This is a genomic window from Parabacteroides sp. CAG:2 (assembly GCF_000436315.1).
GTDB lineage: Bacteria > Bacteroidota > Bacteroidia > Bacteroidales > Tannerellaceae > Parabacteroides > Parabacteroides distasonis.
The window spans coordinates 113454-128197 of the sequence record NZ_FR885271.1; the positions used below are offsets into that span (position 1 = coordinate 113454).

13 protein-coding genes are annotated in these 14744 nt (G+C 49.7%); 2 read left to right on the forward strand and 11 right to left on the reverse strand.

What is annotated here, in order from left to right:
- Window positions 1-67: 67 nt before the first annotated feature.
- The 5 genes from QVP94_RS04375 to QVP94_RS04395 form a co-directional block, all read right to left on the reverse strand.
- The gene (locus QVP94_RS04375; RefSeq protein WP_005854701.1) at window positions 68-1369 is read right to left on the reverse strand and encodes a sensor histidine kinase; all 1302 of its coding nucleotides are present in this window, start codon (window positions 1367-1369) and stop codon (window positions 68-70) included.
- Window positions 1370-1381: 12 nt separating this feature from the next.
- Window positions 1382-2752 (reverse strand): sigma-54-dependent transcriptional regulator, encoded by a 1371-nt coding sequence (locus QVP94_RS04380; protein WP_022192045.1) that lies wholly within the window; start codon window positions 2750-2752, stop codon window positions 1382-1384.
- 9 nt (window positions 2753-2761) lie between these two features.
- On the reverse strand, window positions 2762-4246 hold the full coding sequence (locus QVP94_RS04385; protein ID WP_022192046.1) for a TolC family protein: 1485 nt from the start codon (window positions 4244-4246) through the stop codon (window positions 2762-2764).
- Between the two features lie 125 nt (window positions 4247-4371).
- Window positions 4372-5076, reverse strand: a complete 705-nt coding sequence (locus QVP94_RS04390; protein ID WP_008780163.1) for a LytR/AlgR family response regulator transcription factor — start codon at window positions 5074-5076, stop codon at window positions 4372-4374.
- Window position 5077: 1 nt separating this feature from the next.
- On the reverse strand, window positions 5078-6118 hold the full coding sequence (locus tag QVP94_RS04395) for a sensor histidine kinase (protein ID WP_008780162.1): 1041 nt from the start codon (window positions 6116-6118) through the stop codon (window positions 5078-5080).
- 218 nt (window positions 6119-6336) lie between these two features.
- Here QVP94_RS04395 and QVP94_RS04400 point away from each other — a divergent pair, with 218 nt between their 5' ends.
- On the forward strand, window positions 6337-6714 hold the full coding sequence (locus tag QVP94_RS04400) for a diacylglycerol kinase family protein (RefSeq protein ID WP_005864789.1): 378 nt from the start codon (window positions 6337-6339) through the stop codon (window positions 6712-6714).
- A 4-nt stretch (window positions 6715-6718) separates the two neighbouring features.
- Window positions 6719-7276, forward strand: a complete 558-nt coding sequence (locus QVP94_RS04405; RefSeq protein WP_005854688.1) for a phosphatase PAP2 family protein — start codon at window positions 6719-6721, stop codon at window positions 7274-7276.
- A gap of 99 nt (window positions 7277-7375) precedes the next feature.
- Here QVP94_RS04405 and QVP94_RS04410 read toward each other — a convergent pair whose 3' ends face one another.
- The 6 genes from QVP94_RS04410 to QVP94_RS04435 all read right to left on the reverse strand — a co-directional run.
- Window positions 7376-8617 carry an ABC transporter permease gene (locus tag QVP94_RS04410; protein ID WP_022192048.1) on the reverse strand — a complete coding sequence of 414 codons (1242 nt, stop codon included), beginning with the start codon at window positions 8615-8617 and terminating at the stop codon, window positions 7376-7378.
- Between the two features lie 36 nt (window positions 8618-8653).
- Complete coding sequence (locus QVP94_RS04415; protein WP_229045697.1) at window positions 8654-9922, reverse strand: ABC transporter permease; 1269 nt, start codon at window positions 9920-9922, stop codon at window positions 8654-8656.
- 189 nt (window positions 9923-10111) lie between these two features.
- On the reverse strand, window positions 10112-11374 hold the full coding sequence (locus tag QVP94_RS04420) for an ABC transporter permease (RefSeq protein ID WP_022192049.1): 1263 nt from the start codon (window positions 11372-11374) through the stop codon (window positions 10112-10114).
- A gap of 43 nt (window positions 11375-11417) precedes the next feature.
- Window positions 11418-12707 carry an ABC transporter permease gene (locus QVP94_RS04425; RefSeq protein WP_022192050.1) on the reverse strand — a complete coding sequence of 430 codons (1290 nt, stop codon included), beginning with the start codon at window positions 12705-12707 and terminating at the stop codon, window positions 11418-11420.
- Window positions 12708-12760: 53 nt separating this feature from the next.
- Window positions 12761-14059, reverse strand: coding sequence for an ABC transporter permease (locus QVP94_RS04430; protein WP_130882321.1), 1299 nt, complete (start codon window positions 14057-14059; stop codon window positions 12761-12763).
- 17 nt (window positions 14060-14076) lie between these two features.
- Window positions 14077-14744, reverse strand: a 668-nt coding sequence (locus QVP94_RS04435; protein ID WP_288213173.1) for an ABC transporter permease, incomplete at its 5' end; no start/stop codon positions are given.

Here is a 14744-nt window from a genome sequence, read left to right on the forward strand (position 1 = left end):
GGCTAACACCTGTAAGGATACAGCCTTAGCCTACAAGGGAAAAACCTCAAACCATAAAGGGATTATTTCAACTAAACCAAATCTTAAACCTTGTCAATCCATCTGCGTAAGAGCGGAGAGAGAATCGGCAATCATGTTTTAACAGCACCTCACGGATAAAGATCAAGCCGATACCTTGTCCGTTCGGTTTCGTAGAGAAGAACGGGCTGAACAGTTTCGTTTCCGTTTCCTTGTCGATGCCCTTGCCCGTATCGGCTATCTCCAAGCAGGTAGGACGCACTGTCGTCCGGATATAGATCTTTCCGTCCCGGTCGATGGATTCGGCGGCATTCTTGATAATATTGACCAAGACTTGCTCGAATAATGAATTATCCAAATTCACGACTGGAGATTCCTCGCTCAGATCCATAACAATCTCGATATTCCGGTTCTGGCAAACTGTCTCCATAAAGCGTTTACAAGCGGACACCACTTGGTTCAATTCTTGCGGACGACTTTGGGGTTCGGGTATACGCACCACATCGGCGAAATTGGTGATGAAATGGCTCATGCTATAGCAGCGTTCTATGGAGACCCGCAAAACCTCGCAGACATCCTCCATATCTTCCATCCCGCTGAAAGTAGACTCCAACGTATCCAAGGTAGAGGTGATACCCGCAGTCGTATTATTCACCTCATGAGAGATCATACGTATCACTTTCTCATACGCTTTCTTCTCGGCCTTGAACACCTCTTGGGTCAACGTCTCTATCAAATAAAACGGGTGGTGAAAGCCTCGGTCCACAAATGAGGAATGCGTACATTTATAAATATTAGCGTCGTTCAACCGAACGGTTTGCGCTTGATACATCGGAACCCGTACCAATTCTTCCGCCAAGGGAGAATCTAGTTGAAGAAAACGTTTTCCCACCATATCCTCCGAGCTTTGCGCACCAAACAATTTACATGCGGCCGGGTTCATGGATAGAATCTCTTCATCCAAGTTCAAGATGATCACTCCCATCGGAGAGGCGTTGACCAGCAAGTCCAAGAAATGGTTTTGCTCCCGGAGGTGCAAACGCTCATTCTTCAACTGCTCCATCATCTTATTAAACACATCGACCACCCGGTCCGCCTCCGTTTGCCCGACCTTTCCCAAGCGGGAACTAAAGTCTTGCTCTTTCAATAACTCCATACCGTTACCGATGATATGCAAGGGCTTTATGATACGGCGATAAAAGACAAATAAATAGATGATCGTAAGCAAGACCAAGGCTTCTACCGCGAAAAACATCCGGATAGAAGACGTATAAAAGACATAATAAGTCACCACCGCCAATATAGTCAACAGCAGCGTCGTCAATATCCAGAATAGTCCTTTCAGCCTCATCCTTGCCTCTTCTTATTTATCGATCGGGATTCCGTATTTCTCTAATCTCCGGTACAAGGCGGCACGACTGATTCCCAACGCCGTAGCGACATGCGATAAATTACCTCCATGCGCTTCCAAGGAGCGTAAGATGGTTTGCTTCTCCAACTCATCCAAGGTCAAGCCCTCCAAAGAAGGCGGAATCGTCGATTTAGCACCGGATGTATTCATGCAATGAACCTCGAAATCAGCGGTATCCAAAAGCGTCTTACCCGACACAAGGATCGTCCGCTCCACCAAGTTCTTCAACTCACGGATATTACCGGGAAAAGGGAGACGGCTTAAATAGGTCTGGGCATCCGATGAGAACTCCACCCTCGGTAGCCCATTGATCTCCGATTGCTTATCCGCGAAATACCGGGCCAGCAATGGGATATCCTCCCTTCGCTCACGTAAGGCGGGTAAATGCACCGTGATCAAATTGATCCGGTAAAAAAGATCCTCACGGAACGTACGGTCCGCCACCATCGATCGTAAATCCCGGTTTGTAGCGCTTACGACCCGTATATCCACCTTCCGGGGACGGCTATCCCCCAAGACCTCAAAGGTCTGGTCTTGCAATACCCGAAGCAGCTTTACTTGGCAAGACAGTTCCAAATCGCCGATCTCATCCAAGAAGATCGTACCTTTGTTCGCCATCTCGAAACGCCCTACCCGATCCATGTACGCGTCCGTAAAAGCCCCCTTCTTATGTCCGAACATCTCGCTCTCAAAAAGACTTTGGGAAAGTCCGCCTAGGTTTACTTTTACGAAAGCCTCTTTCGACCGGGGGCTATTCGCATGGATCGCTTCCGCTATCAGCTCTTTACCCGTACCGCTCTCGCCGGTAATCAAGACAGAGGCGTTTGTCGGAGCGATACGCGAGACCGTCCCCAAGACATCCATCAAAGCGGCACTTTGCCCCACGATCTTATCAAAATGAAATTTATGATCGGCATCCGAACGGTTCAAGGGAGCGTTTGCCTCCTTCTTCTGCTCGCTCAGTTCCAAGGCGGTCCGGATCGATTTTAATAATACCAAGTTATTCCAAGGCTTCGTGATAAAATCGAAGGCTCCGGCTTGCATTCCCTGCACGGCCAAAGAGATCGATCCCCAAGCGGTCATCAAGATCACGGGTACATCGGGACGAAAGATCTTCACCTGTCTCAATAATTGAATCCCCTCCTCGCCCGTGGTAGTCAACGTGAAGTTCATATCCATCAAGATCAGCTCCGGCGCCGTGGCACGGACCACCTCCAAGGCCTCCTTCGGCCCCGGAACCGCCTCCGGCCGGAAACCCGCACGTTTTAGCATGAATGTAAGCGAGGAACGAACAGCCGCATCATCATCTATTATCAGTATCATATAATCAATTTATCGTTTCACGATTTCCTCGAAATCGGCATCTAATGTACGATTATTCAAGAAATCATACAATGTTATACTACGGATGTTATAAAAATAACGCCAGTAATAATACAGTTCTTGGATATGCTTTTGCTTCGCGTCATCCTTCGAACTCTGGGCGTCATTCAAGTCTAGGATATCGATCTTTCCGATCATGAAAGTCTCGATCGAGGTCTTGTAGCGCTTTTCCGCCAACGTGTCCACCTCGGCGGCTATCTCCAATTGAGCGGCTTGATTATTGAAATTCTCCACCAAGAGGTAGATATCTTGATTAAAATCCATTTGCTCCTGACGGATCTTGGAAAGTACGACATCCCGATTCGATTCGGCTACTTTTACCTTTCCCTTCCGTTTTCCCCAGTCCAAGATAGGAATCGAAAGCCCGACCTCTACGATCTGGTTATCTTTCAACGGGTTGTAAGCTCCTCGCATGGACATATCCTTACCGGTATAACCCACGGAGGCAAACAGGTTAATACTTCGACGGTTTCCCTTGGCGGTCGCCACATCATAATCCGCTTCCAACTGGCGGCGCATGATATTCTTTGAGAATGAGTTATTTTCTTGAGCCTTCTCCAATACCGCCTGATAATCCATACGGACCCCTTCTATCGCCTCGGGAAGAACAGGCTCGATCACGTCTTGCTCGCTCATCCCTAAAAAGGAACGGAGCTTGAACATCATCGCGTTATAATTGGATTGGGCCTCGGTTAGCTTACCTTTCGCTTGCAAGGCCGACTGTTTCAAACGCATCAACTCGCTCTCCGAGATATGCCCGATCTTACGCTTCGCTACCGCTATGTCATAGAGTTTATTGGCGTTCAGCAAGTTCTGATTACAGATATCCAGATTATCTTCCGCCAACAGTAAGTTGAAGTAATTCGTGATGGTAGCGATCGTTACATTCTCCACGTTCTCCATATAAGCGGCCTTAGCCTCTTGGTAACGAACAGGCTCGATACGACGTTTCCATTTTTGGTCATTCACGCCGAAGATCGGTTGCGTCAATGTCAAACTAACAGGTACGCTCATAAACTCGTTGTAAGCGCCACTACCTAGCTGACGGGTAAAATCCAAGGAGGTATTCAAGGCGATCTTACCTCCGGTCAAGGCTATGTTCTGGGCGATAGAGATCTCTCCATTTAAGCCTAAGGCATTGTTTTGCACATAGGTATAAGAACCATCCGATTGCTGGTACTTCGAGTATTGCTTGCTATATGAAGGCAGAGTCCCCGTAAATATCACTTCCGGCAACTGATCCGCCCGATGCGTACGGAATTCCCAATAGGCCGTTCGCAACTCATTGAGCGCCACGGCAGCGTCTACGGATTGAAGCTGTGCGATCTGGATCGCTTGCCGCAGGGTTATTCGAACTTTATTCGTATTGTCTTGGGCACATACTCCCGAAATCCCCGCCCACAGACAACACATCGCTATATAGATCCTTCTCATCTTAGTATAAGTTTTTTTACCCTGCCTAAGGCAAAAGGCATGCCAAAAACATATACTATTGATAATCCGATAAATAGGAATATTTAAAGTGTTCGATAATGAACAGTGTGTTCGTTTTTGGATACTTATCTTTGAATGAGTTGATTATTGACGATCGATTTATATACCTCTTCCCGTAAAGGACGCGACACCGGGATTTTATGCTCCCCAATGATTAATAGATTTCCTTCTATCGCTTGTACATAAGAAAGATTTACGATGAAAGAGCGGTGCACTTGCATAAAAATTTGTGCCGGCAGCGTTTCCTGTATACTCTTCAACCGGAGATGAACGATCTCTTTGGAAGTGAGGGTATGGATAACAATATAGTTCTCCATGCCCTCTATAAATTGAATCTCCTTTAAATAAAGCCTTTTAAGTTGCTTCTCCGTCTTGACGAAGATATAAGCGGGCTCCTCGCTTTTCGATGTAGATTCCATCAACGCATGTGCTTTATTGACCGATTTCAGGAAACGGGAAAAAGAGATTGGTTTCAATAAATAGTCCACCACGTCAAACTCATATCCTCTCAACGCATACCGCTCGTATGCCGAGGTGATAATTACCTTAGGAGCGTTCTGAGCACTCTCCAAGAAGTCCAGTCCGGACATATCCGGCATCTCTATATCCAGAAAAAGCAAATCCGCCTGAACCGAATTCAGCATATTATTGAGTTGTATAGCGTCCTCACATTCTCCGACGATGGTCAGAAAATCAATTTTACCGATGTGTCGCCGAAGTCCTTTTCTGGCGATTGGCTCATCATCCGTTATGATACACTTTATTTCCATATTATTCTGATAAATCAATACATAACTCAACCCTAAAACGGGTATTGTCTTTTTTTATACGTAACTCATGTTTATCCGGGTACAATAGTTCCAACCGTTTTCTCAGATTGTCGATCCCAATGCCTTTCCCCTTTCTTTGTTCCAAGAAATCCGGATTGAAAGTATTGCTTACCCCCAAACAGACCTTTGCCCCCTCTTTCCGCATAGATACTTGTATCCGATACGCTCCGCCTATATATTTAAACGCATTCTCCAATAATGGCTGGAAAAGCAACGGATGTATTTTTTGTCCGGTCAATTCCGGGTCAAAGGACTCCTCGAACTGTAAGCGTTTCGTCATACGAAGTCGCTGGAATTGAATATATGTTCGCAAATAATCAATCTCCTCTTCGATCGTCACTTTCGTATTTATATCATATAATTGATAACGGAGTAAGTCCGAAAGTAACTCTACAGCCTCAATCGCTTCCTCATTTTCCTCATCGATCAAGAAATAGATCGTATTCAAGGCATTAAACAGGAAATGGGGATGGTATTGCATCTTCAGCAGCTTCAATTGCGTTTCCAGCTGATCTACTCTCAGTTTCTCCAATTGAACGATTTTCTCCGAATAGCGTTTGGCTAATATATTATTACGGATCAAGAAATAGTATAGGAGAAAGATCGGCACAGCTACCGCATTGATCATTAACGCCTCTCCCCACCGATAGGTCGTTCCATTTATAGAATAGATCACGATATATAAGCCGATATTGAGCACGACTAAATTAAACAAGACCACCCATAGATATTCCCGGAATACCGGGCGGGACCTCCGCTCTTTATTCCTATCTAAAAAAGTATTAGCCAAGTAATTAAAAAACAAATAAGATAAGCTAACGCCGATCAATATAATAGCAAGGGCCTTGATACGCCCGATCCACGCGTCCACTCCCAGTTCCCACATGCGGACACCATAAGCGACATCCGTAACAATCCACAGGCAACAGATCGTCAATATCGCCATTAGCAACGGACTTAGAAAGTTATATTTTATCTTCATATCTGATTTCAAGCCATAAATTTATTCTTTTACTTTGATCTATGCTCATATCACAGGTACTTTTTTAATCAACGAAGTTATCGTTCCAGATAAAAACCAACAAGTAATCTTGACGAATTGCGGAATATGAAAGGTGAATATCCTGTTTGTTCGTCAGGATATGCGATAAAGGCAAAAAATACCTATATTTGCCCTCCTCAATAAGAGATGCTATAAAAATGAAGAATGACGGTTTCACATTTCGAAAGAGAGCCAGAAGCTTTAAATTCGCTTTCAACGGAATCAAGCTATTGATCACGAAGGAGCATAACGCTTGGATCCATTGTTTCGCGGCAGTTTGCGTACTTATCGCCGGAATGGTATTTGGACTTTCCCGCATGGAATGGATCGCAGTAACGATCGTGATCGGAGCGGTATTAGCTGCCGAGGCGGTCAATTCATCCATCGAGGCCCTAGCAGATTTGGTCTCCCCTGAGTATAATGAGGCTATCAAGCGAACGAAAGACTTGGCGGCGGGAGCTGTATTATTGATGGCGATAGCGGCAGCAATCGTCGGGTTCGTCATTTTTATACCTAAAATAGCAACTATATTTTAAATCTATGAGACATATCCTTTTCGCAATTACAATGCTCATGCTATGCCTGTCCGTTAACGGACAAGAATTGAAGGTGACCGGTAGCCGGAAAGCCGTACGGACCTCGGGAGACGTATTGGTGTTTATCACTCCGGTGGCGAGTCTAGCGACCGTATTGGCAACCCAAGATTGGCAAGGGCTGAAACAAGGCGTATTCACCGGGGTTACGACATTGGGCGTAACCTATGCGCTGAAATACCTAGTGAAGAAAGAGCGGCCCGACTTCAGCGATAATCATTCGTTCCCATCCATGCATACCTCCGTATCCTTTGCGGGAGCCGCTTTTATCCAAAGGCGTTATGGATGGAAATGGGGTATTCCGGCTTATGCGGTATCTACCTACGTGGGTTGGAGCCGGGTCTATGGGAAGAAGCATGATTGGTGGGACGTGGCGGCGGGAGCCGTTATCGGCGCCGGTAGCGCCTATATCTTTACCCGTCCGTTCGCAAAGAAACATAACCTGTCTATCAGCCCGGTAGCGGGAGACGGGCATTATGGGGTATATGCGTCAATGACGTTTTAACTCGCGAATTTTTGCCAAACACGAAAACAGCCCGGCCATGTATCACTACAAGACCGGGCTTTCAATTGTGTGTAAGTGTAATATGTTAAACAAAAAGTGTTATTCATACCGTAAGGCATCCGCAGGTTCCAACCGTGCCATTTGATGAGCCGGATACCATATCCCCAAGATGATCATCACCGCCATGACTAAGTAGGTTATAAGGAACCCCGCCGCAAAACGGGCTATCGTATAATCCATATAGAATCCTTTCGTCAATTCCGACACATGAAGATTAAAACAGATCAATAAGGCCGGGACAGCGATCAATGTCAACAATAATACCCCCTCGGCAATCATGATCCCCTTTAAGCTAAAACGGGTGGAACCCAAAGCGATCCGCAACCCCATCTCCCCTTTCCGTTGTTCCGTGCGGAACCAGAACGTGCCGATGATCCCCAAGAATATATTGAACAGCAAGAATCCCATCACGGCTATCTGGTTCTGCAACTCGGATTTTACGCCATTCCTTAATTCCATGCTATATCTCAAGTCCGAGTATGGGATGACATCCAGCAAATACAAACGATCTATGGAGAGTTGCTTCTCCATTTGCTTCACGAAGAACTCCGGGAAATCATGATCCGCAGAAGGGTTTACCCGGACGGCGATCTTCACATGGAAATCGGTATCGTCCTCGGCGATCTCCTCATCCGTCAAAGGCATGAACAGCCAGCTACAGCTTTTCGTGAAACGGTCGGCACGGAAATCGGCGGTAACCCCACCGATCGATCGCCTATCCCCCCAGAAGGAAATCCCCTCATCCCGTTTGCCGCCTTTCTCCTGAAATTCCCTAAACAGGCCGGCGGAAAGAACGACCTGACGCCCGTTCAGCATCTCTTCCCAATCCTTCTTCTCGCCCTCCATGGGACGGAAATTAAACACCTCCAGAAAACCGGATGTCACTTCCAGTAGCTTCACGTACTCAACATTTATAGAATCGTTCACGTCTACCTGCATGTACCGGTTCTCTCCCGTATGCGGCATGGACATCAGCCCCGCGCCCACCGCCTCCACACCCGGGCAGGTCTTGATACGGTCGATCGCCGTCAGCATGCTGCGTCCGGAAGTGACGTATCGATAGGTAGAATCCATCTCGTTCCGGTCTACCTCCTCCACGCCCATCGAGATCCAATAGACATGGTCGATATCCCATCCCATCGGGGCGAAGAAGACTTTCCCAACCGCCATTAGCGAATCGATTATGTACCACAGAACCACGAATACCAGCAGGATCTCGGCGGCCATCCATCCATTGCGCCTACGTTGGTTCCAGATGATCTTTACTAGATGCTTTATCATATCAGTGACGAATTATAGAATTAACAAAACCGGTTATTACTTATCATTCAATGAATCCACTATATTCCCGCTAGAGGCGTTCCACGCCGGGATAGCCGCACTCAGCAGATTCAGTAATAAACAGAACAGGAAAGCAAAGAAGAATATAGCCGGACGGATCAACATCCCCGCGCTCAACGTCAGGCCGCTATTCAAGGAAGCCAGCTCGAACGAGCCTAGCAGCCAATCCTTAAGCAAGAAGACCGCCACATAGGAGAACAGCAATCCCAACACCCCGCCCAATAACGTCACGGCGAGATTCTCCGCCAGTACCTGCCGTATCAACGTGCCACGGTTCGCACCAAACGCTTTCCGTACCCCCAGCTCCCCCATGCGTTTCTGCATCCTCGACGCGGTAAGCCCGCTGAGGTTCATAGCCGGGACCAGAAGCAAGACGATCAAGACCAACGCATACTGCCCCAACATTCTCGGCACGTCGGGCACGACATTACTCCACAAGCGAAGGCGGCTCTCCATCTGCGTATCCGGCTGCTTCATCAAGTCAATCTTGAGTTCTTGCAAGGAATTATTAAACCGGGCTACGTTTTGCTCCACCTCGGTCTTGATCTTGTTGAAGTCACCGCTTGAGCGAGCCAATATCAAGACCCGATAACTACCGATCAGACCCTCCAATGTCTCCTCGTTTATCAGCCGATCCACATCGGATTGAGCATAAGGAATCCAGATCTGGGCATACGCACGGTTGGCGAGAGGAGATACGTCCTCCACGATACCGCCAACCACATATGGACGGCGTGCCACCAATATCGTTTGCCCGATCACGCTCTCGTCTGCCAACCCGAATATACGGAGTGCCAACCTGCGACTGATCACCGCTTTCTTGATATTACTCTCCACATCGCTCCGCAGGAATGGTTTTCCCGCCAAGAACTCGAAATCGAAGATCTTCCAGAAGCCCTCGTCGGTCCGTATCTGATCGCATTTCATCCGTCTCGTTTGATCCGTGGAAGTGACCAGCGTTTGCATCCGCATCAATTGCATGCTGACGGCCTCCGGGGTTTTCAGCGTAAAGAAGCACTCCTTAGCCACACGGCCACCGACAAGGGAATAGTTCATACCGCCATCCTCCTCATTCTTATGCGTGATCGCCACGTCCTTCACATAAAGCGTCCGATCCCGGTTCAACTCCGGCTTGAAGCCTTTATTTTGTATCTCGAAGACAATGACCATCACCATGATCATGCAGATCGCCAAGGCCGTGCCCAGAATGGTAATCACGCTGAAGAAAGGGCTTTCTTTCAGCATCTGTAGAGCTTGTCTAAAATATTGCCTATACATATGTGTTCGTTTTTATGACTGTTATCTATCTATTAGCAAATGCTGTGCCAAAGACGTAAGTAGCTGTATATCAACAGCCATATCATAAAAAAGTGTCCGATAACGAACATCTGGCTCGTTATCGGACACTCCCGAAAGCAGGCTACGCTACCCTGATCACTCGTAATGCAGAGCCTCCGCCGGCTCCAAGCGGGCTGTCGAGCGGGCAGGATACCATACGCCACAGATGATCATGAGGACGATCAAGACAAACGTAATCCCTCCGCAAATCGCGAAGCGCAGCCACGTGAACGGAAGCTGATAGGTATCTATCAAATCCATATGGGCGATGTTGAAGCTGATGACTAAGGACGGGATGAACGCCAAGACCAGCAGCAAGACACCCTCTCCCACCATGATCGAGTTCAACTGACGGCGGGTAGAGCCTAAGGCCATCCTAAGCCCCATCTCGCCTTTGCGATATTCCGTACGGAACCAGAAGGTACCGATGATACCGAGGAATATATTCGCCAATAGGAAGCAGGCTACCGCCACACGGGTTTTCACCTCGTTCTCTACGCCGATCGAACGGATATAACCGTCGCGAATATATGACAAGGGCTGTACGTCTAGCAGATAGAGGTTGCCTAGCCGAAGCTGTTCGGCCATATCCTTGCGGAAGCGTGCGGGGAAATCAGCATTATCGACATCCGGACGGACACGTACGCAGAGTCGCACGGCATCTATCATCCCCTCATAGTATCCTTCCTCCATCCGGCTTAGCCGCAGGGCCCTATAGACGTTGGGTTCCGCCTTGGTGTACTCATGACGGCGGATGGGGACGCTGATACCACGGATCGTCTCCTCGATCTCGTCGGTCACATTCCCCCTGTACGCCTTTTGCCCGAGGAGGGAAAGGCCGGGATTCATCGTCTCCACGTCGGCGGAGATTACGATGGAGTTGTTATCCTCGATGGCCCGTTTCAAGGAAGCCGTCTTGCCGTCCTTATCATAGATACGGAACACGTCGAAGAACTCCGGGGTGACGAAAGCATAGCGGCAGGGCACTTGCAACGTATCAATCCGCCAAACGAGGTTACGGCTTCCCATATAATAAGGCATCCCCCCATCCGTAAGGCAGGCCGATTCCACGCCGGGATAGGTGCGGATGCGATCCAACGCCGTCAGCAGATGAACACCATCCGGCCGCTCCCGCTTCTCCTTCGGGATATAATCCGGGCTTCTTTCCGAGAGGCTGCTGATCACGATGCTGTACGTATGCCGGATATCGAAGCCCAGAGGAGCCGTATACGTGCGCCCCATCACATACAGGTAGTCCACAAGGAACCAAAGGAAGACCGAGACCAGCAATAACTCAGCCCACAACCAAGCGTTTTGCTTGCGCTGGTTCCAGATCAATTGTAATAAATGTCGTATCATATCTTTCTATTATTTTAGTATAGCTATCATCCAATGCGGGAGATTAATGAACATTCTCGTTGAGAGCCGAGATGATACGCATCCGTGAGGCTCGCCAAGCCGGGATGCCGGCGCTCAGCAGGTTCAACGCAAGACAAGCAAGGAACGCATAAAGGAAGATCAATGGATTGAACATCATCTCCGCATTGACGAAGGTGCGACCGATACCCATCGATGCCGTGCCCGTATCTAGCAACCAATCGGACAAGAGCAGTACGGAGGCGTATGAGAAAAACAAACCTAACACACCTCCCAGCAAGGTCTGCAACAGATTCTCGTAGAGTACCTGCGTCAGTAATTCCGAGCGTGTCGCCCCGAACGCCTTCCTCACCCCGATCTCCGCCATACGTTTACGCATCCGGCTTTGCGTGATACCGCTCATGTTGATGGCAGGGATCAGCAAAAGGACAAGAACGATGATAACATATTTCAGGACCAGTTCCCGTACATTCGGCTCAGAGAAAGCGTCCTCGCGAGCCAAATCACCCAAATGGGTATCGGGCGCACCTCCGATTCTCAGCAGGTGCGTGCTCTGTGATTCGTTCAGGCGAGCGATATTCGCCTCGGCCTCGGAGTGGATCGCGCCAAAGTCGGCGGACGAACTAGCGAGGATATAACAACGGAACCCCCCGATGAGACGGTCGGAACTATCATCATACAAAGAATTGTCCGTGGTATAAGGCAGCCAGACATCGCCATAGGCAGACTCGGCCAGCAGGGAGACATCCCGCACGACGGCACGGATGGTATAGGGCACGTAGCTGATCTCGACGGTACGGCCTACGACCCCGGTCGTGCCATAGAGCCGACGTGCCACGGACTCGCTTACCACAGCATCCATGATGCCACTTTGCACTTCTTCCTCGCCATAAGGCTTACCGGAGAGGAAGCGAAAGTTGAAGATATTCCAGAACGCCGCGTCCGTAAAGGTCACGTCGCACTTGAACTCCACCGTATGATCCACCACTGCCGCCAAGCGTTGCACGCCATGATAGGCCATGCCCACCTTCTCGGCAGAGCGCAAGGGATAGAAACAATCTTTCACCACCCGGGAAGCAAGAAGGTAGCAGTCGTTATAAGATTCGTTCTCTTTGTAGGAGGCACGGGTATCACTGACGTACATCATCCGGTCCCGATAGTCTTCCGGTGAGTAATTGGCGGTACGCATCTGCCATACGATCACGATCACCATGATCATGCAAATCGCCAAGGCCGTACCGAAGATAGAGACTCCGGAAAGGAGCTTGTTCTCTTTCAATAAGGCCCAGGCTTGTTTTAGATAGATCTTGTACATATTCATTTGATTTAATTATACGATTCAGTCGGTGGGAGACGGGGCATTATCTGTTATCCGTCATACCGCAGCGCCTCGGCCGGCTCCATCTCGGCGGCCTTGCTGGCGGGGAGCCAGACGGCAAGCAGGATGACGATAGCCAGCAGTATCCATGTCAAGATATTCACCAGCAAGAAACGGAGCGGCAGGATCGCCGGCCAGTAATGCTCCGGCAAGGTCCCTTTGGGGATGTCCAAGAAGCCGACCATCACGAATTGAGCCTCTATCAACAAAGCGAGCGGGGTAGCCATGAGTAACAGGCATATGCCCTCACGAGCCATCTGGCTACGTATCTCTTCACGGGGCGAACCGATCGCCATGCGCAACCCGATCTCTCCCCGGCGCATCCGCACCCGGTACCAGAACGTACCCATCACGCAAAGCAGGATATTCAGTCCCAAGAAGGCCATCAACGCCATACGGACCCGGTAATCGTAGGTAATGCCAAAGGAATAATCGGTATCGGCCTTGATCCGTTCATAGGAGGTCAGGCGTTTCAGGTAGAAGTTCCCCACCCGAAGCTCACGGCTCATCTTCTCCCGGAACGTATCGGCGAAACGAGGGCCTACCACGGCAGGATCGATCCGTATGAAATAATTCATCTCGGGGATCTCCTCCGCCGAGGGACGGATCGCCAAGAAGGCGGCACCTTGGGGTAGGCTATTGTCAAAACGCTTGATATCCTCTAATACGCCCTTTACGATATAAGTCGGGCCCTCCTCGTCGAAAGGGTCTTTCACCTCACGCCCAACGGCGGATGCCTCTCCAAATACCTTTCGCTCCACCATCCGGGTGGTTACTATAGCGCGGGGGTCTCCCCAATCAAAATCGGATGTAGATACCGGACGGCCGTCTTTGGCGTACGAATGGTTGAAGACCGACAGGAAATCCGTGGTAGGATCTATCTCATACCTCATGACCGCTTCCCGCTTACTCGTATCGGCCGCGTTCGCCAAACCGATACCGTAATAACAGCCCGTATAAGGCGTGGAGTAACAGCCCGAGGCCGCGCCCATCGCCTGCACTCCCGGATAATCACGCAAGCGGTCTTTTATCCGCTCATAATTTCCCAGCATGGCGATCGAGTCGCTCTCGGCGGCTCGATAGTCGGGGGAGGTTTCCGGCAAGAGGCCCATTTCTACCTGCCAGACATTCGCGTAGCCACGTCCGGAGGGGAGGCTACGGTTATAGATCTCCACGAAGAAGTAATCCACCATGTACCACGCTAGGCAAAAGGCGAGCAGCAACTCCACACACACCCACACGTTGCTACGCCAGCGGTTCATCAATTGTATCCAAGTTATTTTCCACATATCTTTCTTCCCTCCATTTAAGCGTTCAACGAATCAACGATAGGTCGCCTTGACGCACGCCAAGCGGGCCACAACGCCGACATCAGGTTTAACAGGAAACATACGCACAAGGCGATCAAGAAGACCCACGGGTTGAACAGCATCCCCATGGAGAGCGATACGTCCACGCCATCCGGGGCGGCATCCGAAAACCCCTTGCCGATCTTGAAGACCCACGAACTGGCGAACGTCACCAACAGGAAGGAGAACAGGAGTCCCACCAAGCCGCCCAGCAGCGTATACAGGAAGTTCTCCATCAAGACCTGCCCGATCAACGCCCCCTTGGGAGCCCCGAAAGCACGCCGCACGCCCAGCTCGCCCAGACGCCGCTCCATACGGGAATCGGCCATGCCCGAGAGGCTGACGGCGGGGACGAGCAGCAGGAGCAGGAAAATCACCCCATAACGGCTCAAGTCTCCCACGATATCCGGCTCCACGTTCGACCAATACCGGAAGATACTCTCCCAATGGCGATCCGGCTGCCCAAGAAGGGAGAACTCACGTTTACCATCCACGTTCAACGATTGGTTGAAGCGACGCACGTTATCCGCCACCGCCTCCCGCACCTTGCCGATATCGGCCTTGTCCTTCACGAGCATATAGACCTTCAAGGGGCCTAGCCCGGGCATACGCGCCTCGGCGGACC